This is a genomic window from Pseudocolwellia sp. AS88 (genome assembly GCF_030551755.1).
In the GTDB taxonomy this organism is placed as follows: domain Bacteria; phylum Pseudomonadota; class Gammaproteobacteria; order Enterobacterales; family Alteromonadaceae; genus Pseudocolwellia.
Window position 1 is genome coordinate 287,803 of sequence record NZ_JAUPEC010000002.1, and the last position, 20,815, is coordinate 308,617.

Annotated in this window: 12 protein-coding genes; 7 read left to right on the forward strand and 5 right to left on the reverse strand. The window is 34.5% G+C overall.

From position 1 onward, the window contains the following. Positions 1-216: 216 nt before the first annotated feature. The 3 genes from Q5N69_RS02780 to Q5N69_RS02790 all read left to right on the forward strand — a co-directional run bounded on the left by Q5N69_RS02780 (position 217) and on the right by Q5N69_RS02790 (position 2,981). On the forward strand, positions 217-840 hold the full coding sequence (locus Q5N69_RS02780; protein ID WP_304367318.1) for a hypothetical protein: 624 nt from the start codon (positions 217-219) through the stop codon (positions 838-840). A 216-nt stretch (positions 841-1,056) separates the two neighbouring features. Beyond that, the gene (locus Q5N69_RS02785) at positions 1,057-1,692 is read left to right on the forward strand and encodes a TetR/AcrR family transcriptional regulator (protein ID WP_304367337.1); all 636 of its coding nucleotides are present in this window, start codon (positions 1,057-1,059) and stop codon (positions 1,690-1,692) included. Between the two features lie 305 nt (positions 1,693-1,997). Next, the gene (locus Q5N69_RS02790) at positions 1,998-2,981 is read left to right on the forward strand and encodes an MDR family oxidoreductase (RefSeq protein ID WP_304367319.1); all 984 of its coding nucleotides are present in this window, start codon (positions 1,998-2,000) and stop codon (positions 2,979-2,981) included. 280 nt (positions 2,982-3,261) lie between these two features. On the opposite strand, the gene Q5N69_RS02795 is transcribed toward Q5N69_RS02790, so the two are convergent. The 3 genes from Q5N69_RS02795 to fdhD all read right to left on the reverse strand — a co-directional run bounded on the left by Q5N69_RS02795 (position 3,262) and on the right by fdhD (position 12,275). Beyond that, positions 3,262-8,298: an EAL domain-containing protein gene (locus Q5N69_RS02795; RefSeq protein WP_304367320.1), complete on the reverse strand. Its 5,037-nt coding sequence runs from the start codon at positions 8,296-8,298 to the stop codon at positions 3,262-3,264. Positions 8,299-9,041: 743 nt separating this feature from the next. Further along, positions 9,042-11,399: an FdhF/YdeP family oxidoreductase gene (locus tag Q5N69_RS02800; protein WP_304367321.1), complete on the reverse strand. Its 2,358-nt coding sequence runs from the start codon at positions 11,397-11,399 to the stop codon at positions 9,042-9,044. Positions 11,400-11,411: 12 nt separating this feature from the next. Then, positions 11,412-12,275, reverse strand: a complete 864-nt coding sequence (fdhD, locus tag Q5N69_RS02805; protein ID WP_304367322.1) for a formate dehydrogenase accessory sulfurtransferase FdhD — start codon at positions 12,273-12,275, stop codon at positions 11,412-11,414. A 774-nt stretch (positions 12,276-13,049) separates the two neighbouring features. Between fdhD and Q5N69_RS02810 the strand changes: the two genes are divergently transcribed. The 3 genes from Q5N69_RS02810 to parC all read left to right on the forward strand — a co-directional run bounded on the left by Q5N69_RS02810 (position 13,050) and on the right by parC (position 18,661). Beyond that, the gene (locus Q5N69_RS02810; protein WP_304367323.1) at positions 13,050-14,831 is read left to right on the forward strand and encodes a diguanylate cyclase; all 1,782 of its coding nucleotides are present in this window, start codon (positions 13,050-13,052) and stop codon (positions 14,829-14,831) included. Continuing rightward, the gene (locus tag Q5N69_RS02815; protein ID WP_304367324.1) at positions 14,819-16,030 is read left to right on the forward strand and encodes a GGDEF domain-containing protein; all 1,212 of its coding nucleotides are present in this window, start codon (positions 14,819-14,821) and stop codon (positions 16,028-16,030) included. The genes Q5N69_RS02810 and Q5N69_RS02815 overlap by 13 nt, the downstream gene beginning before the upstream one ends. Before the next feature lie 321 nt (positions 16,031-16,351). Next, the gene (gene parC, locus Q5N69_RS02820; RefSeq protein WP_304367325.1) at positions 16,352-18,661 is read left to right on the forward strand and encodes a DNA topoisomerase IV subunit A; all 2,310 of its coding nucleotides are present in this window, start codon (positions 16,352-16,354) and stop codon (positions 18,659-18,661) included. Positions 18,662-18,759: 98 nt separating this feature from the next. On the opposite strand, the gene Q5N69_RS02825 is transcribed toward parC, so the two are convergent. Together Q5N69_RS02825 and Q5N69_RS02830 are read right to left on the reverse strand one after the other, a co-directional pair. Then, positions 18,760-19,311, reverse strand: coding sequence for a hypothetical protein (locus Q5N69_RS02825; RefSeq protein WP_304367326.1), 552 nt, complete (start codon positions 19,309-19,311; stop codon positions 18,760-18,762). A gap of 76 nt (positions 19,312-19,387) precedes the next feature. Continuing rightward, positions 19,388-19,549: a DUF3545 family protein gene (locus Q5N69_RS02830; RefSeq protein WP_304367327.1), complete on the reverse strand. Its 162-nt coding sequence runs from the start codon at positions 19,547-19,549 to the stop codon at positions 19,388-19,390. A 269-nt stretch (positions 19,550-19,818) separates the two neighbouring features. On the opposite strand from Q5N69_RS02830, the gene yaaA reads away from it, so the two are divergent. Next, positions 19,819-20,595: a peroxide stress protein YaaA gene (gene yaaA / locus Q5N69_RS02835; protein WP_304367328.1), complete on the forward strand. Its 777-nt coding sequence runs from the start codon at positions 19,819-19,821 to the stop codon at positions 20,593-20,595. Positions 20,596-20,815: the final 220 nt, after the last annotated feature.

Below are 20,815 nucleotides of genomic sequence, written 5' to 3' on the forward strand. Positions count from 1 at the left end.
AGTTATAGGTATCGTAATATCAATATATTAAAAAAATTAGTCTTAATTATTATTATTATAATCTTAATCCCAGTACTGGTAACTATTCTATATAGTGTTTATTTCTTTTGGGCTATACCACAAGATAGCAAAAACAGTCCGGTGATAGGTGACTTAGGGGGCGTATCAGTCGAGATTCCTAGAGATTATGCCCGTTTTGTTGGATACAACAAAGATGTGCATCTGAAGGAGAGCAATACAGACAAAAAATTAAACCCTGCCTACCAATCACAACTTCGTAGTTTAGGCTTCGAAGTGCGCTATCCAGATATGGCTTCAGTTAAAGTACAAACTAAAGAAGAGAAAGATATTTTTACCACTATGTGGATGCGAGTAGGTGTTAATACGGGAGAAGACTATGGTGTTCACGGTTATTTGAATAGAAAGAAAGAGCGTTATATCAATCCAACCCTGCCATGTTTCTCAAAGTGCTTTATTTATCACTCTTTGAGTAATGATATATATGGGTTAACAGGATATACCCCCACAGGAACAGGAGTTGATATTGAAAAAAGAAGTATTAACTTCGGGCGAGGGACTGACTTGAGAGATCAAAATATCTATTTTGTGCAAAATAATACTGATCATGTCACAACTTTTATTACCTGTAGTAATCGATCTCATACGGCAGCACGTTGTACTCAGTACTTTAACCTAAGCCCTCGAATGAAAGCTCATATTCGAGTCAATTATCGTAAAGGCTTACTTCCACACTGGCAAAAAATACAACAATCAGTAAGTAATTTATTCTATGATTTTGAGGTTGATAGTAATGAAGAAACCTCGGACCATTTGAACTAAATGTTCATTATAGAATAATACGGTTTTTTGAAAACCGAAGTGATATCAGCGATTAATTGATATTACATTTTTATATCAAATAATCCTATCAGACTTTCCCGCTTACTTAATGCTAAAGCTATTGATTTCAGGCTGGCGTATTATTTCTAATTGATTTAATTCATCGCTTTTCAAATATTCTTGTAATTAAATAGACGATCGGTCTATTATGTGAGTATGAACGTACCCATAACAAAACCACGCCGTGGCAGACCGCCAAAAGTATCACGAGAAAATCATGATACTAAAGCTGATTTGATCCGTAGCGGCTTAGAACAATTAACAGAAACAGGCTTTGCCTCTTCCGGGGTTGATCAAATCTTGAAAAAGGTTGGGGTGCCTAAAGGCTCTTTTTACCATTACTTTGCGAGTAAAGAAGCATTTGGTCGGGCTGTTATTGAAAAGTACGCTGATTATTTTGCCAATAAATTAGACGTATTTTTGTTAGATGAGTCGTACTCACCTTTAACACGCATCAGTAACTTTGTGGAAGATGCCAAAATGGGCATGATCCGCCATCAATTTAAACGAGGATGCTTAGTGGGTAACCTTGGACAAGAAGTTGAGTTACTACCTGAAAGCTTCAGACCGCAATTGATTGATATATTCTTGAGCTGGCAGCATCGCATAGCAAACTGTCTTAAAGCCGCACAATCGTCAGGAGAGATATCAAATACGGCAAATTGTGAACAATTAGCAGAATATTTTTGGATTGGCTGGGAAGGCGCTGTTAGTCGAGCCAAACTGGTACAAGATACTAAGCCATTAGAAAGTTACTTTAACCATTTTATGACGACTTTACCCACAAACTGAACTTAGGTTATTTAACCTGAACTCTGGATAATGAATTTTGTAATTTATTGATTCATATTACTTAAAAATAAGACGATATGATTTCACTAAAAAATATCATTTACTTTTCTCCTAATGTTGGAATTTAGTCCGTATAACAAGGCGGTTTTATGTACTAATAGCTGGCTATTAGGAATAAAACCAACGCAGATTGACGGTTAAATAACAATATTAGGCATAATTGCTTATTCAGTTTTCAGGTTATTTAGTCGCCCTAATATTTTTTTTACTATTTATAGACGATCAGTCTAAATAAGGAGAGCAAGATGTTTAATGGTATTTTAATTGAAAAAGATGACCAAGGTTACCGAGCCGCTGTTAAAGATATTGATGAAAGTGTATTACCTGAAGGGGATGTTATTGTTAATGTTTCTCATAGCACAATTAACTATAAAGACGCATTAGCTATTACTGGCAAAGCTCCAGTAGTAAGAAAGTTTCCTATGGTTCCTGGCATTGATTTAGTAGGGACTGTTGAACACAGTGAAAGTGATAAATTTAGCGTTGGCGATCAAGTGTTACTTAATGGTTTTGGTGTGGGTGAAACTCACTGTGGTGGTTTGGCTCAAAAAGCACGTTTAAAAAGCGAATGGTTAATTCCATTACCTCAAGAATTTTCACCACGCCAAGCAATGGCTATTGGCACAGCCGGCTATACTGCAATGCTTTGTGTTATTGCTCTTGAAAAGAATGGTGTTACGCCAGACAAAGGTAAAATTTTAGTGACAGGTGCTAACGGTGGTGTAGGTAGTTTTTCAATCGCGATTTTAGCAAAGTTGGGTTATCACGTTGTTGCTTCAACGGGTAGAGTTGACCAAGCAGAATACCTTAAAAAATTAGGTGCTTCAGATGTTATTGATCGAAAAGCCTTGTCAGAGCCTGGTCGCCCGCTTGCAAAAGAAAGCTGGGCAGGAGCAGTTGATTCTGCAGGAAGTCATACCTTAGCTAATGTTTGTGCCAGTATGCAATACGGCGGTACTGTTGCTGCTTGTGGTTTAGCCCAAGGCATGGACTTACCAGCTTCAGTTGCACCTTTTATTCTACGCGGTGTTACGTTAGCTGGTATTGACAGTGTAATGCGACCTATTGCAGATCGCATTGAAGCTTGGGAGCGACTTGCTGATATTTTAGATCCACAAGTATTTGAAGATATTTCGACTGAAATAGGGTTGAGTGAAGTAATACCTACAGCTGAAGCGTTACTGGCAGGCACTATTCGTGGTCGTGTGGTTGTTGATATCAACAGATAAGAAAGCAACGTAAAGAAGATCTTCAATTACTATTAGCAAAAGATAAAGTAGAGTTCGGCAACATTAATATCTGCCATAGTGAAAACTGTGAAGTTAAAAATAATTAGAAGACATTATCAGTTAAAGCAGTCGATTTGAGCTTAATATGCGATGTTTCATGTAGGGTTTTGTTCTGGCTTCTGCAAAATAAAAAAGGCTCCCATTCTAAATTAAATAAAATGCGAGCCTTTACATTGTTTTATAACGTTAAGCCGGTGTTTGCACAGACCCCTTTTTTAATTTAACCCTTAGTCTCTTTATTCTTATTATCTTGTAAATAATCAAGTAATTTACTAATTGGCTTGGGTGTTTGAAAATAATAACCTTGAATAAAATCACAGTTATGACTAGCCACAAAATCATATTGTTCTTTTGTTTCTACTCCTTCAGCAACTGTTTTTAAACCTAATGCATTGGCAATTGAAATAGTGGCTTTTACTACTTCTTCTGATTTGCTTTCTTCGCCAATTCGAGAGATAAAAGAACGGTCAATTTTTAAGATGTCGAAAGGTTTATTAATAAGATAACCTAAGTTTGAATAACCGGTACCAAAATCATCCATCGAAAAAGAGACATTTAATTTTTTATAACGTTCTAAATGTTGCTGGTTTTGCTCATTTGATACTATAACTTTTCTTTCGGTAATTTCGAGAGAAATAGCACTTCCATCAATTTTAAATTGTCGTAAATATTTTTTAAATATGGAGAAGAGTGAATCACTCTCTAAATCTTTCAACGAAAAGTTAATGGCGATTTTACATTGATATTGGTTAACTGTATTCAAGTCGTTAATGGTATTCATTACCTTAAATACAACATATTTTGTAATTTCAGTAATTAAATCTGATTCTTCAGCAAGAGGAATAAACTTATTTGGCATTACTAGGCCAAGTTTAGGATGATTCCACCTGATTAAGGCTTCAAGATGCGATACCTTCATTGTTTCTAAGTCTATAATCGGCTGAAAATAGACTTCAAATTCATCGTTATTTAATCCTTCTCGTATTGAGCTTTCCATCGACGCTTTCTCAAAAGCAACTGAAGAGAGTTCTTCTGAAATATAGCGATACATATTTCGGCCATTCTCTTTGGCATCATACATAGCAATATCTGCTTGGCGAATTAACTCGTCAGCAGAATGCCCATCATTTGGATAAATACTGATCCCTATGCTAGCTCCGACTGTAACTTTATGTTCATCAACAATGATTTCTTCTTTAACTGATTGAATTAAACTAAGTGCCACTTTTGACGCATTTAATGCAGAATCTAAATCTTGAAGAATAATAATAAATTCATCGCCACCGATTCTCGCAACGGTATCACATGAACGTAATACACCAGAGAAGCGTTTAGCAACCTCAATTAAGACAGCATCACCAACGCTATGCCCTAGGCCATCGTTTACAATTTTAAAGCGGTCTAAATCAATAAATAAAATAGCTAGCTGTTTTTTAGAACGGCGTGATTCTTGTAGTGCATGCTCTAAACGATCTGCAAATAATGTACGATTAGGTAAACCCGTTAATGAATCATGATTAGCAAGATATTTTATTTTATCTTGTGATTGTTTGATAATAGATATGTCGGTTATTACCGCGATGTATTGAATAATATGACCATCATTATCTTTAACGGCGCTAATATTAAGAAAAACAGGGAAAAGGTCGCCATTTTTGGCTTTATTGATCACTTCACCTGACCAAAAACCACTTTGTTTGTATGAACGCTCTATCTCATTGTAGAACTCATTGCTGTGTTGTTCTGATTTTAAAAGGCTAATTTTTTTACCTTTAATTTCATCGAGAGAATAACCTGTTATGCTCTCAAATGCAGGATTAACATTAATAACCCTTGTCTCTTTATCGGTTATGACAATGCTTTCTTGGGTGGAATTGAAAACCATTTTTGCTTGCATATTGTCTAGCGTTGATTGTTTTTGGCTATCAATATCCTCAATGACAGAGATAAAATACAATGGTTTATTATTTTCTCTTACTATAGCAACATAAAGCATTGCCCAGAAAATCTGGCCACCCTTTTTGTAATAGCGTTTTTCCAATTTATATGAATTTCTTTCACCATTTATAAGTTGCTTAACTAGCTCTAAATCTGCTTCAAGATCTTCAGGGTATGTTATTTCCTGAAACGTTTTAGCTAATAATTCTTCTTGGGTATATCCCAACATTTGAGATAATGCATTGTTGATAGAAATCCATTCTCCATCTAATGAAACATGGCTTATACCTATATTTGCATTATCAAATGTTGCTTTATATTTTTGCTGACTAAGTGATAATTCTGCGAGGGCGTTTCGTTCTGTAGATATATCTGAAGCAAACGACCATATTTGTGTATTACCTAATTCGTCTCGACTAAGATAATCTTCAACACTCAGTATAGTTTTAATATTCTTCTTAGACTGTAACTCTATGATGTAAGGGCCAAAGGCTCCTTTCTCTGTTAGTTCTTTCTGTCTGTTGAGTATGCGGCTGTTATTTTCAATAGGGTATAATTCAAACCAGTTTTTTGCGAGTAACTGTTCTTTTGATAGACCAGTATATTTTTGCATCGCGTGATTCGTTTTAAGAATCATGCCCTGTAGATTAGTAATAATTACACCTTCGTGTATATTTTCTAAAACAGACTCGTAACGACGATTAAGCAAGCTATGTTTTTCTTTAATCGTGGTATTTTCATTAAACATTTCTTTAAGTTCTGCGTATGCAGTGTGAAGTTCTTCATTTGTTGATTGAAGCTCTTCATTACTTGTTTCCATTTCTTCATTGGTAGCTTGTAATTCTTCGTTAGCACTTTGCAATTCTTCATTAGATGATTGTAATTCCTCATTAGAGGTTTCTAACTCTTCTACTAAGGTTTGCATGTGTTCTTTGGTACGTTGCAACTCAAACTCTAATTCATGAGTTGAAGAGGAAACCACTATTTCATCAGAATTAGTATTAATGAGCGGTAAATCTTCAACAGAGATACTCTGAAAATAAAAAAGATACATCTGATTACGGCCATTTAAAATAGGCACAAGGTGAACTTTTATCAGTCGAGGTTTTCCATCTTTTTGTGGGAGTGGAATATAGCTACTTGAGTTAACACCAAATCCACGTTTAGCAGAGCTGAACAATTTTCTTAAATCAATAGCTAAACGAGAATCAACAATTTTATATAAATTGTACGAAACATAGCCTTCCGGAATAGAAACAAAATCGAGGTTTCCTTTTTTATATACCACATCAAGTTGTTCGTTGGTTACTATGATGTTTGGTAATAATAGCTTTGCAGCTTCCGTTGCTATAGTTTCTTGTAATGGCGTATCTTCTGATGTTTTAGATTGTTCTTCCTCTGGGTATTTAACATATTTTGGAGGGCGAACAGTTATAGCTGAATAGTTTTTCTTTGAATAGGCTACAGTTTTAAAGATTTTATTTGATTTATCAACCGGCGTGAAAAGGTGCTCAAAATTAGTGGCATTTTCAGATTTTCCAAGAAAAAGTAGTGCGTTTGTTTTCAGGGCATAATGGAATGAAGGCATGATCCATTTTTGCGCATCAAGGTTAAAATAGATAAGTAAATTTCGACAGACAATAAGATCTAAATCTTTAAATGGTGGATCAGCTAAAAGATTATGATAGGAGAATACTATACTCTTACGTAAGGTTTTCTTAACCTCAAACTCATTATCGGTAATAGTAAAATAGTCTTTTATATATGAGTCTGACACTTCCGTTACAGAAGCTTGACTATAAATACCTCGGCGCGCAGTTTTTAAGGCATCTTCATCAATATCCGTTGCAAATATTTTTATATCTATTTCTTGTTGACGATCGTTCAATAACTCGTTCACTATAATCGCAACAGAATATGCCTCTTCACCTGTAGAGGAGCCTGGCATCCAAATTCTAATTTCTTTTGACTCTGGAATTTCATCGAGGTATTTATCTAATAAACTTTCTACTGAATCGTATGCTTCTCTGTCACGAAAGAAACTGGTAACGCCAATTAAAATATCTTTATATAGTAATTCAACTTCTTGTTCATCTCTTTCAATTAAAGCAACATACTCGCCCAATGTTGGTACTTTTAAGGCAACCATTCGTCGCTCAATTCGACGGCCAATAGTGGCTTTTTTATAAACAGAAAAATCTACCTGTTTAATTTTATGGAGTAGAGCGAAAATAATAGAAATATGGTCATTAGGTGGTGATACTTGATGCTTCTTCAATACTTTATTACGCGGGAAGTTGGCTAATGCGACCAATTCTTCTCCAATTTTACTTGCTTCAATTAAGATGTCGACAACTGAACCATTAATTGCAGCCATTGGCATACCATCGTATTTAGCCGTTTTTGGCTCTTGTACTATGGTGATTCCACCTTCAGAGTTGATTGCCCGCATACCCTGGCATCCATCAGAACCTGTTCCAGATAAGATAATGCCTACAGACTTTTCTTTTTTATATTTGGCAATTGAAATGAATAATTGATTTACAGATGGTTTTGGAAGGAAAGAATGTTTTTCTGGTTGTGACAAAACAATTTGATTATTACTATTTATCTCAACGTTTTTATTAGGTGGAGTAATGTAGAAAACGTCACTCTCAAGCGTTTCATTATTTTCTGCTTCCTTAATCATTAAGGTGCTCTCTCTCGAAAGCAACTCTACCAACATAGTATTGTGTTTAGGACTCAAATGTTGGGCGATAATATAGGCGGTATTGTTGTTTTTAGGTAACCCTTTGATTAACGTTGTTAGAGCTTCTAACCCACCTGCACTTGAACCTATGCCCACTACCATAAGGCTATTATTATCTTGTATAGGTTCTTCGTCGTATTCGCTGAATACGGTTAAACTATCGCCTAATATTTTTGGTTGAAGAGGGGCTTCTTGGTGTTTTCCAACAGATAAAATATCATCAATAACTTGAAGTAACTTTTTGTTGGTTGTTGGTTTACTAATAAAGCCATTTATATGTTCTTTAATAGTATCTAAAATAAAGTCTTCTTCAATATCGGCACTAAATACAATAACAGGGGTTTTACTATCGTTTTTACGAATTTCTTTTATTAATTCAGGACCATTCATTTGAGGTAGCTGAATTTCAGTTATTACTAAGCTCGGTCTGTGGGTGATAAATTTTGATATGCCTTCACGTCCATTAGACGCTTCAATAACGGTGGCAAATATTCCACGAAAAAAATCTGAATAAATTTTGCGGGTGCTATCATCATTCTCTATAAAAAGAATTGTTTCATCGTACTTCATTACTTTCCCTGTTAAATTTATTGTTATTCAGTCAATCACCAACTTAACTTTAAAAGATAGCTAAAGAATTATAAAAGGGCAATACAACCTGTTACTTTATTTGATAATATTTGCTATTAAATCAATTGCTAAGTCGTTTTAATTTAAGTTAGTTGGCCATCTATTCACTCAATGAGCGTCTGATAGAAAAAATCCATAAAATAAAGTCAACCATGCCCATAAAGATAATAACTTTTTGCCAAAGTAGAGCATCGGATTATCTATTAAAGCTAATTTAGTCATACCTAAAAAAATCAATCAAAAGCTATAGTTAATGATAATAATACGTTTGCTTTTCATAAAAAGATCGATGCGCTAGTAAAATAATAAACTGGACACCGATTCTAAATTGAATTCAACGTGATCTTTTACTAAGTTTTAATTAGCAACTTCAATGAAGGGGGATTGCGATTACGACCGCCAGACAAACTAATAATACTAGGCTTTGTTACTATCTTAGGTAGTTTATGTGAGTTAATTAAATAGTACAGTTTAATGGACTAAGTTCGTTGACAGTTAACGAAAGACCAAGAAAAATCTTAGTCTATGAGACACAAGTAGAGTTATTTAATTAATGTATTGCGTTGCGCGATTGAGCTCATAGTTTGAAGCTAACTTAACTACAACGATGTTGTATTTCCGCTTGTCGTACAAACTGCTATTAATTTACTCGTGGTATTCATAATTGTTATTTTGTAGTTTCACTAAATGTTATTTGGTGACAAATTTTTACCATTGAGTGGCAAAGCTGTTGTGATTATTCTATTAGACTGCTCTGCTTTTTTTATGATCACTGCAATAGACTTCGACGCTGGCGTATCACTTCTATCACCTTTGTTTTGCAAAGCAACTAAAGGATTAGCTTCAGGGAAGTAAGCGGCTATATTACCTTTTGGAATGTCGTACGATACTAATTTAAACCCGTAGATTTTTCTTTCAATATCATCAGTCCATAAGCTTTCTACATCGACTAAATCTTCATTCGCTAATGCTAAATCGGATATATCGCTTGGGTTCATTAATATAATATTTCGCTCGCCACTGATGCCTCTGTATCTGTCTTCAAAGCCATAAACCGTGGTGTTATATTGATCATGGGAACGCAGGGTTTGTAGTAAGAATATTCGATTATTGCTTAGCGCTCTAATTGAAGCCGGTATAATATCTTCAGGTAATGGATTCGAGCTGATTTGAGCTTTTTGAGAATCGGTATTCCAAGATAATTCGGCTGCGCTATTACCTAAATAGAATCCACCGGGATGGGCAAGTCGCTCATTCATCTTGCTAAATTCTGGAAGTGTTTGCGCGATATAGTTTCTGATCAAATCATAATTACTAGCAAGTCGAAGCCATTCAACAGGTGTATTACCTAAGGTTGCATGAGCGATACCTGCGATAATGGCAGGTTCAGAACGCATGTTTTCGGTATTAGAACCGACTACACCTTTTGATTTATGTACCATAGAAAATGAATCTTCAACCGTAACTGATTGCTCCCCACTGCCTTGTAAATCAATATCTGTTCTTCCTAAACAAGGTAGAATTAGAGAGGTTTTCCCTGGATATAAATGTGTTTGGTTCAATTTGGTTGCTATATTTACAGTAAGCTTACAGTTAGTGAGCGCTTGCTCGGTAAATGTAGTGTCAGGCGTCGCCGAAACAAAGTTGCCACCTAAGGCAATAAACACCTTACTTTTACCTGAAAGCATAGCTTCAATAGCTTCAACCACATTATGGCCACTTTCTTTCGGCGGAGTGAATGAAAACACTTTAGCTAAATTATCTAAGAACTTATCGTCAGGTTTCTCATTAATGCCCATGGTTCGGTCACCTTGAACATTCGAATGACCTCGAACAGGACATAAACCCGCACCAGGCTTTCCTATTTGCCCAAAGAGTAGTTGTAAGTTGGTAATTTCCTGAATAGTAGCAACTGAATGTTTGTGCTGAGTAATGCCCATTGCCCAAGTAATAATGACATTTTTTGATTGTTGATAAACGTCAGTTGCTTGCGTTATTTGCTCAAGAGTAAGCCCCGATTGCTCAATAATATGTTGCCACGATGTATCAGCAACTAATTGCAAATATTCATCTAAGCCTTGGGTATGGGCTTGTATAAAATCGAGATCAAATACACTTTGTTGAGCTTTATTCGTGTTTTTTTGAGCAAGGTTATGACGTTCTAATAATACTTTAACCATGCCACGCACACAGGCCATATCACCACCTAAATTAGGTGTGAAGTAATGATGTGAAATGGTTGTTGCGCCACCAGAAATCATTTCTACGGCGGATTGTGGGTTGGCGAAACGCTCTAAGCCTCTTTCTTTTAAAGGGTTAAAAGTCACGATCTTTGCACCTCGACGAGATGCATGACTAAGGGTATCTAACATTCTAGGGTGATTAGTCCCAGGGTTTTGCCCAAAAACAAATATACCGTCAGCGTGTTCGAAGTCCTCAATTCTAACTGTGCCTTTACCAATGCCGATAGATTCTTTTAATGCGACACCGCTAGCTTCGTGACACATGTTAGAGCAATCAGGGAAATTATTGGTACCAAATTTTCGCACAAATAATTGATATAAAAAGGCGGCTTCGTTGCTGGCTCTACCTGATGTATAAAATTCAGCTTGGTTTGGATCTTCTAGCTCATTCAAATGTTTAGCAATTACAGAGAAAGCATCATCCCAAGAAATAGCGTCGTAGTGATCTGTTTCAGCATTGTATATAACAGGTTCTGCTAATCGACCTTGGTATTCTAAAAAGTAACCGGTTTGCTTTCTTAGCCAACTAACGGAATGTTCTTTGAAAAAAGTTCTATCTACACGACGTGAGGTTGCTTCCCAGTTAACGGCCTTTGCGCCATTTTCACAAAAACGGAACCGACCTGGTTCGTCTTTTTCACCCCATGCACAACCAGGGCAATCAAAGCCATGGTCTTGATTAGTTTTAAGAAGGTTTTTAATGTTTTTAGCAATGTTGTCACTTTTTAATAAATGGGTAGCGGTACTTTTTAAAGCGCCCCAACCACCTGCGTGACCGGTATATTTTTTTACTGTCATCTTGGTATTACCTTATTTAATAGCATCGTGCGCAGAGGTATCGTAATCGATGCGATGGTTGCCATGGTAAACATTAAATTGATTGTTTTTAGTAAAGCCAATTAAGGTGATATTAAATTGTATTGCCGCCGAAATAGCTAAGCTTGATGGAGCACCAATGGCTACAATTACAGGTATAGCGGCTGTAATGGCCTTTTGCATTAATTCAAAACTAATACGACCACTTAAAACGAGTATCGATTTTTCGTCATGTTTATTGTTAATAATTATATCGCCAATCACTTTATCAACGGCGTTATGACGACCTACATCTTCATAAACACAGCGCCACTTATTATTTACAACATAACCTGCACCATGTACTCCGCCCGTTTGCTGAAATAGCGGTTGATGAGATTTAAGGTCGTTAGCAAGCGTTATAATATCAGCACTTTTTAGCCAAGCGTTTTCGTTATTTATAATACTTTCAATGCTAATCGCTAAACTATTTAGAGATGTTTTACCACAAATCCCACAACTTGATTGGCTGGCGAAAGCGCGAGTTATTTTTTGCCAGTTTGGTTTTACTGACGCTGCTAATTTAACGATAACATGATTATTATTTTGTGATTCATCATTAATTTTTATGTTGAGAATATCTTTTTCTAAATTAATAATTTGTTCGTTAAATAAGAAGCCGATGACGAGCTGGGTATCTTTACCTGGTGTTCGCATAACAACAGTTAAATCAGTGGTTTTATAATCGTTTGAATCGGCATCTAGGTAGTATAAAGAAATTAACAAAGGTTCTTCAATAATGACATAGTCTTCAATTGCACTATGGGTCTGCTGAGTAAAGTAACGTTGATTTATTTGTTTTAAACCGATTTCTTTCATAACAATTTTGTTAAACCATTTCTTTTGAGCACCTCAAATAGATAAGGGATTGGGTGCTGAGTATGATGTTCTGTTGCCACAGTATACACCCAGCAAATAAGAGTTAAATTTTTTGTCTGAATAATTTTATGCAAATGATTTTTTATGGATAAGGCTTTGAAGCGTTTAGTTGAGCATGTAGCCTTTTGAAAAATTTAGCTGAATAAATTCAATTATGTATTTCGTGATAACTTTGCGGATACTGAGCTGTTTGTTAGTGAATTTTTTCAGACGTTAGGGTTATCTCAGCCTAAAATTTCTTAGAGTTAAGGTCTGTTAAGGTAATATGGATTATTACTAATCTACTTATTGCCTTGTAAACAGTCTTTGCTGTTAACTCGTTATAGCATAGTTACCTTTTTATAACGCTCGAAAAAAGGAGGCGGGGCGGATGTAGACCTTACTTTAGTTAATGCTATGAGCGTTAATTAATACTTAGCTTAGTTGTTTTTTGTATGAAAATGTTTATATAAGTATTTTATTTCTAAAGGAAAGTACAGGTAAATTATAAGGAAAACTAAACAGATCAAATAAGCACTTCTTGTATGTTCTAATTCGTTTTATACTAGAGCGCTGGCTAACTTGTTAATAGTTTTATATTTGCTTCATCATTTTATAAAAACCAAAATAAAATTACTAAAAAGAATACACATTCTACTTATGCTGTGTTCTTTTTTGTTGATCCCATTGCAAAGCCTCTCAAATGAACTTTCACCCTTAAAGTTTGACGAAATAATGACAAAGATAGAGTCATTACAAAAAAATGATTTAGTTACTGCCATTAAACTCGCCAAATTTTATGAGAAATACCTACCTGATTTTCGTATAGAAGAACGTATTAGTTTTAAAAAACTACAAGCAGAGCTTTATATAATAAAAATGGAATATCATTTAGCTAAAGAAGCAGCTAATGACGGTCTAAACCAAACTAAAAAGCTTTCTCATCCGAATATTAATATGGCAGAACTACTTAATTTAAGAGGTTACTCTTATGACAATTTAGGTAACTCAGAACCTGCTATACAAGATTATTTGTCGGCATTAGAAATAGCTGAATCTTTGGATGACGATAAGGTTGTTATTATTAGTTTGATAAACTTAGGTGCTATAGATTATGGCAATGAGAGGTTTCAACGATCTTTAATTCTACTTAATGAAGCCTTATTGTTAGCTCAAAAGCTCAAGGATGATAAGTCTCTAGGATTAGTTTATTTTGAATTAGGGTCGCTTTACAGTCATTTTCAGTTAGAAAGTAAAGTACAAGAGTTTTATGAGAATGCGAAAACTTATTTTATTAAGGCAAATGAATCATATTTAGTTACAAGAGCTATACAGAATATAGCTATTACACACGCAAAAAGTAAGGAGTATTTATCAGCAATTTCTTTGTATGAAGAAATGATAATCAAAGCTAAAAAAAATGGTGTTTTCTTTAACCTATCTAATATGTATTCCAAACTAGCACAAGCCTATTTAAATAAACCCTTAAGTGACCCTAATACAGCTTATAAATATATTATTAGTGCAGAAAAATACCTTGATTTAGTGAAGGAGCCTAGTTCAGAAATACTTATTGGGATTAACAAAGCTGATATTTTAAATCATTTAGAAAGATATAAAGAGGCGATGAATGCTATTAACTATGCTGAAGAGATGTTGTCTGAGCAAGATGAGCATATTCGTACATATTCATATCAAGAAATCTTGCGCATAAAATCAGAAATTTTTTATAATCAGGGTTTTTACCAAGAAGCTTATCAAGCGCAAAACCAATACCATGAAAATGTTTTGGAAATAAATAACCGTAATAATTTTTATGCCCTAGAGGGAATGCGAATTGAGTATGAAAGTAAGCAACATGAGATACAAGCAAAAGCATTAGAAAAAAAACGCCTTATACAATTACAGGCATTAAAAGAAGTTAATGAGAGTTATCAAGAACGGACTTTTTATATCATTATCTGTATTTTTACTATGTTGAGTTTAGTGTGGTTTTATTCTGTTAACTTAAAAAATCGAAAAAAATTACTTGATAGCAGAGGTTCAGATCATTTAACAGATATACCTAACCGCCAAAGTATTTTATTGGCTGGCTCCAGTGCATATAATCAAGCGATTGCTAATGAGTTTAATGTAATGCTTATCAAAGTAGATAACTTTACCAATATAAACCAAGTGAAAGGCTATGAAATTGGTAACAGTATTTTAATTGAAATCTCATTAATTATATTGAATATTATTGGAGAAAATGCGCTTTGTGGAAGGTATTCGAGTAATGAGTTTATCGTGTTCTTACCAAATACTAGTGCGGTTAAAGCTGAAAGTGTAGCGAATGGAATACATAATACAATTTATAGAAAGTCTTGGGACAAATACGGCTTGAAAGTCGTATCAGTAAGTATCGGTATGAGTAATAATGATTTTTCTGTTGAGTCTTATGAGTCACTAATTAAAACAACTAAAACTCTGAAGCAGCAAGCTGTTATTTTAGGTGGTAATACAGTATGCATTTCATAAAACCTAAGAATTTTTACTTATTTATTACCGCTTTATTTTTTACTCTTTTCTTTTCATTCAACGTGTTGGCAAATGAAGATGAAGAGGCTTTTTATATTCCAATCTTTTCTCTAAATGCAAAAATAGAAAGTCTTATTAAATTAAATGATTTGAAGTCACAAACAGCAATTTCATTAATCGAAAAACTCAAAGCTGATTTTGACAAATTAAACTCAGCTGAACAGTATTTATATCTCGTTGTGCAAGCTAATAATACGCAAGGTATCAATAAGCATCATCAAACAATTAATTACCTTTTACGAGCAAAATCACTTGAAGCTAAAATTAACCCTGACCAACTCAGTCGCCTGCCTTTTATTAATTTATATAAAACTTTAGCTGAAAGCTATGCTGGTGTTGGGCAGTTTAAAAAAGCTTACGACGCTAAAAATATTTTTATTACTAAATACGATACCTATTTAAAAAATGAAAGAGATAAACATATTTTTGCTTTAGAAGAGAAATATGAAACCCAACGCAAAGAAGATTTGAACCGGTTGCTTAATGAGCAAGCTGAATTGAAAACACTCGAAATAGATGAGTCATTAAGTAATGAAGTAACAACACGTCGTAATATATATATTGTGATTTTTTTAGTATTTATATTTGTACTTTTACTATTACGTATGTTGTCAACTAACAAGCGCTTTCGTGAACTTTCTAAACTGGATATTTTAACGGGGATTAAAAATAGAAAGATATTATTCAGGCACGGAAAAAGTGCAATTAAACGTTGTGTTGAAGCACGTTCAGGCTTGTGTTTACTTGCTATAAAAATAGATAATTTTAAGTTGTTAAATGATATTCATGGCGACTACATAGGAGACGAACTACTCAAAAAATTTGCCCTTTTAGGTACTGAGTCTATGAGAACGCGTGATGTTTTTGGTCGATTAGAGGATGCAACATTTATTGCAGTTTTACCTGAAGCTTCTGAAGATGAGGCAAAAGCTATAGCACAACATTTAAAAGCTAAAGTGGCTGCTTATAAATTTGATTACGTAGGTATAGACGAACAGTTGAATATGAGTGTAGGGATTGTAGAATTGAGTGAATCGTTAAATAATTTTGAATTATTACTTAATACCGCGATGAATGTTTTATATGAAATTAAAGATGGTGGTGGCAAGCAAATCAAAATTTATCAACAAGACGCTTAATTTCACATTAAAAACCTTCTTAATGTATTAAAAATTCAATCAAGTATTTTCCCTTTGTCGATAATCATATAAGCTACATAGCTAGGCGATATGAATTCGGGATATAAATAAAATTATATTGTTTAACCATAAGATATTAAAATCTAGACACAAACATATTACCCCGAATTCAAGTTAGATTTTTCACTTTTTATTGACTAAAAAACTAGCCAATAGAGCGTGCAACATTATAGAAATTCAGTACACATTTGCTCAAAATAATAACTTAAGTTCATCATAAGTTGGTTATTCAGCTTTAGAAACTTTTTAGGAAACTCATTCATGTCCGATATGCTCGATTATAGTCTTGACGGTGTTGAACAAAAACCCCTTCGAGAATTTACCGAAGAAGCTTATTTAAACTATTCAATGTACGTCATAATGGATCGTGCATTACCACATATCGGAGATGGCTTAAAACCCGTACAAAGACGAATTATTTATGCGATGTCTGAGTTGGGTTTATCAGCTTTAGCAAAATACAAAAAATCAGCGCGTACGGTGGGTGATGTATTAGGTAAGTTTCATCCACATGGTGATTCAGCCTGTTACGAAGCCATGGTATTAATGGCTCAACCATTCTCTTACCGATATCCTTTGGTGGACGGTCAGGGTAACTGGGGGGCGCCAGATGACCCTAAGTCGTTTGCTGCAATGCGTTATACCGAAGCTCGATTATCTAAATTTAGTGAAGTGTTACTAAGTGAGCTAGGACAAGGAACTGTAGATTGGGTACCTAATTTTGATGGTACTATGCGAGAGCCTAAAACGCTTCCTGCCCGTTTACCTCATATCATGCTTAATGGTATTACAGGTATTGCTGTTGGTATGGCAACGGATATTCCACCACATAACGTTAGAGAAATCGCGGCTGCTTGTATTCATTTAATTGACACGCCCAAAGCAGAAACAGTTGATTTACTTGAGTATGTTAAAGGTCCTGATTATCCAACTGACGCTGAAATTATTACTCCAAAAGCTGAAATTTCTAAAATATATGAAACCGGGCGCGGCAGTATCAAAATGCGTGCTGTGTATGACGTAGAGCAAGGCGATATTGTTATAACTTCGTTGCCTCATCAGGCCTCTGGCGGGAAAATCCTTGAGCAAATAGCAGCACAAATGCAAGCGAAGAAATTACCAATGGTGGTTGATTTACGTGATGAAGCGGATCATGAAAACCCAACTCGTTTAGTTATTGTACCTCGCTCAAATCGTGTTGATGTTGAACAGTTGATGCAGCATTTATTTGCAACAACAGATTTAGAAAAAAACTACCGTGTTAACTTAAATATGATTGGATTAGACAATAATCCGTCAGTTAAGAATTTAGGTACTATTTTAAAAGAATGGATTGAATATCGACGAGAAACGATAAGACGTAAGCTACAGTTCAGACTCGATAAGGTGTTAGCACGCTTACATATTTTAGATGGTTTACTTGTAGCCTATTTGAATATTGATGAAGTTATCGAAATTATTCGTGGCTATGATAATCCTAAAGCTGAATTAATGTCGCGTTTTGATTTGTCTGATCGTCAAGCCGAATCAATCCTAGAAATTAAATTACGCCAACTAGCTAAGCTTGAAGAAATTAAAATTCGGGCGGAACAAGATGAACTAAATATTGAACGTGAATATTTAGAAAAAACGCTAAATTCGAAAGCTCGTATGAATACGTTGATGAAAAAAGAAATTCTTGAAGCTGCCGAACTATATGGTGATGATCGTCGTTCTGTTCTTGTAGAGCGTGAAGAATCTAAAGCATTAACAGAAAAAGATTTAGTACCAAGCGAACCTGTAACTGTTGTTGTATCAGAAAAAGGTTGGGCTCGATGTGGTAAGGGTCATGATATTGATCCGTTAAGTTTAAGTTATAAAGCGGGCGATGAATATCTTTGTTCAGCTAAAGGACGAAGTAATCGACCTGTGGTGTTTATTGATTCATCAGGTCGTTCCTATGCTACTGAAGCTCATAGTTTACCTACAGCGAGAAGCCAAGGTGAGCCATTAACTGGGCGCTTTAGTTTATCGTCAGGTGTGACTTTCGAGCACACTTTGATGGCAGATGATGATTGCAAATACTTGCTAAGCAGTGATGCCGGTTATGGCTTTGTTGGTTCATTTGAAGACATGCTTAGCAGGAATAAAAATGGTAAAGCATTATTAAGTTTACCTGCTTCGGCTAAAGTTATGTTGCCGAAGGTGATAAGTAATACAGATACAGCACTTGTTCTTGCTATAACCAGTGAAGGTAGAATGCTTTTATTCCCAGTAAAAGATTTGCCGGTGCTAAGCAAAGGTAAGGGGAATAAAATTATCAATATTCCTTCAGCTCGGGCAAAAGCAAGAGAAGAGTTTTTAACTATTATTGAAGTAATCCAACCAACCAGTGCCATTACTTTACACGCTGGTAAGCGTAAGTTAACGCTTAAACCTTCAGATGTTGAACACTACAGAGGTGAACGTGGTCGTCGTGGCAGCAAGCTTCCAAGAGGCTTACAACGTGTAGATCGCATTGAAGTCGAAAATCCTATTGTAACCGATGAAGCAATAGAACCGGTTAATACAAATACACCGGATGAAAGTTAAAGTATAAGAAAATCCCTGAATATATTTCAGGGATAACTTTAATTTATAGCTAATACTAGACTAGTTCTAAACATTAAGGTTAGACAGAGGCTTAATGTTTAGGCCTCTAATTGTTTTATTAATTGTACTAGCTGAGTTATTTTAATATTTGATAACTGCCTGTAATCAAAATAGGGGCAAATAATAATTCTTTTTTTAGTATTAATAGCAAAATTTTCAGATAGCCAATAACAATACTCATCTATACCTAACTTATTTGCGTAGGTTTTACCCATAATTATGCTAATTACGTTATAACTTTGATCATCTTTCTTTGTTATTATTTCTTCGTAACTAATGGGTGAAAAGATCAGCTGCTCATTACTTTGTACTTGCAGCAAATATTCATCGCGTAATGATTGCCAAGTAGTAAAGTTATTAGGGGAGTATTCAAATAATAGCTTAGCAAAAACGTTAAATATTTTACGCCAGTGATTACCTGTTAATTGTTCTATTCTTGCAACATCATTCACTTCTAAAGGTTTTATTAAGCTTAATTCTTGGTATTCAGGTAATGGTGGGGGGGTCTCTATATAGACTTGTATTTTTGCATTAGTTGTACCAAAACCAGATTGATTTTTAAGATGAGCAGGAGGTTTTTTATAAGTCATTAGGAGTCTTTTTTTAACAATAAAAAACTCGGTTAAACCGAGTTTTAGTAAAGAGTGAATTTAACCTAAATGAAGGTTAATAATCATCGAGCATATAATCTAAAGGATTATCTAATGCTCTGAGCTCTTTTTCTAGCTGGTGTTGATCTTTTAATAACTCAATTTCACGCCATTTTCTTTTGTTATTGCTTTTAGTTGATTTTGGTTGCGTATCTAGTACTTCTTGATGTGTGCTCATGAAATGCTCCTTTTTATACAACAGCCTCTTTTTAATATCATAAGTTTTCAATAAGTGAAATATTTAATTTAATCGATCTGATTTAACTGTTTGAATTTTAATCATATTTTATTTTTAATGAATAGTGTTCATTATCAACTAAAAAATCTAATGCTTAAGCTGTAAAAATTACTAACAAGTTTTAGTTAAAGTTAATAAAAATAAGCCTGTAGCTATGTTATAGTGAATAATATCTGTTATTTTAAACGCTTTAAAACCAAGGTCTTATCATGTTAATTGTTGTTTCTCCTGCAAAAAAATTAGATTTTGAAACGCCATCACCAACAAATAAATTTACTCAATCAGATTTATTGGAGCACAGTCAGGAGCTTATTAATCGTTGCGTAAAGTTAACGCCTGCTGATCTTTCATCATTAATGAGTATTAGTGATCAACTTGCAGGTTTAAACGCTGCTCGTTTTGGTGAGTGGTCATTACCTTTTACACCTGAAAATGCCAAGCAAGCTGTACTTGCTTTTAGTGGCGATGTTTATACAGGCTTGCAAGCTTATGATTTTAGTGAAGAGTCTTTTGATTTTGCTCAGCAACATTTAAGAATATTGTCTGGCTTATATGGTTTATTAAAACCTTTAGATTTGGTTCAAGCTTATCGTTTAGAAATGGGTACTAAGCTAGATAACGATAGAGGCGCGAATCTTTATCAATTTTGGGGTGACATTATTACAGATAATTTAAATGCTGCTCTTGCTGAACAAGGCGACGATGTATTAATTAATTTAGCGTCTAATGAATACTTTAAGTCTGTGAAGAAAAAATCGTTAAAGGCGACTATTGTTACACCTGCTTTTAAAGACTGGAAAAATGGTCAGTACAAAATGATCAGCTTCTATGCGAAAAAAGCTCGTGGACTAATGGCTAATTACATTATTGAAAATAAAATTTCAAAGTTAGAAGATTTGAAAAACTTTAATAGTGCAGGCTATGAATATAGTGAAGATTTATCAAAAGGTAACGATTGGGTGTTTACCCGTAAAGAAATGGATTAGATCTTATAGAAATTTGAATGTTCAATGTTCAATTTGCTATTCCTATTAGTATTTTATTCGGTATTAATAAAAGCCAAATGAAGAACTAAGCGAAAAGTTAAAACAAAAAAGCACCATAATTATGGTGCTTTTTTTGTGAGCTTTGACCCGTCCTAAATAAGGTTGACACTTTTCTTTAAGTAAATTGGAGAGTGTTATGAAATCAACAACTAAGCGTACT

Excerpts from the sequence above, each read along its gene's own strand:
- Q5N69_RS02785 (WP_304367337.1), top strand. The coding sequence starts at position 1,057 with ATGAACGTACCCATAACAAAACCACGCCGTGGCAGACCGCCAAAAGTA.
- Q5N69_RS02790 (WP_304367319.1), top strand. The coding sequence starts at position 1,998 with ATGTTTAATGGTATTTTAATTGAAAAAGATGACCAAGGTTACCGAGCC.
- Q5N69_RS02795 (WP_304367320.1), bottom strand. The coding sequence starts at position 8,298 with ATGAAGTACGATGAAACAATTCTTTTTATAGAGAATGATGATAGCACC.
- Q5N69_RS02800 (WP_304367321.1), bottom strand. The coding sequence starts at position 11,399 with ATGACAGTAAAAAAATATACCGGTCACGCAGGTGGTTGGGGCGCTTTA.
- fdhD (WP_304367322.1), bottom strand. The coding sequence starts at position 12,275 with ATGAAAGAAATCGGTTTAAAACAAATAAATCAACGTTACTTTACTCAG.
- Q5N69_RS02810 (WP_304367323.1), top strand. The coding sequence starts at position 13,050 with ATGACAAAGATAGAGTCATTACAAAAAAATGATTTAGTTACTGCCATT.
- Q5N69_RS02815 (WP_304367324.1), top strand. The coding sequence starts at position 14,819 with ATGCATTTCATAAAACCTAAGAATTTTTACTTATTTATTACCGCTTTA.
- parC (WP_304367325.1), top strand. The coding sequence starts at position 16,352 with ATGTCCGATATGCTCGATTATAGTCTTGACGGTGTTGAACAAAAACCC.
- Q5N69_RS02825 (WP_304367326.1), bottom strand. The coding sequence starts at position 19,311 with ATGACTTATAAAAAACCTCCTGCTCATCTTAAAAATCAATCTGGTTTT.
- Q5N69_RS02830 (WP_304367327.1), bottom strand. The coding sequence starts at position 19,549 with ATGAGCACACATCAAGAAGTACTAGATACGCAACCAAAATCAACTAAA.
- yaaA (WP_304367328.1), top strand. The coding sequence starts at position 19,819 with ATGTTAATTGTTGTTTCTCCTGCAAAAAAATTAGATTTTGAAACGCCA.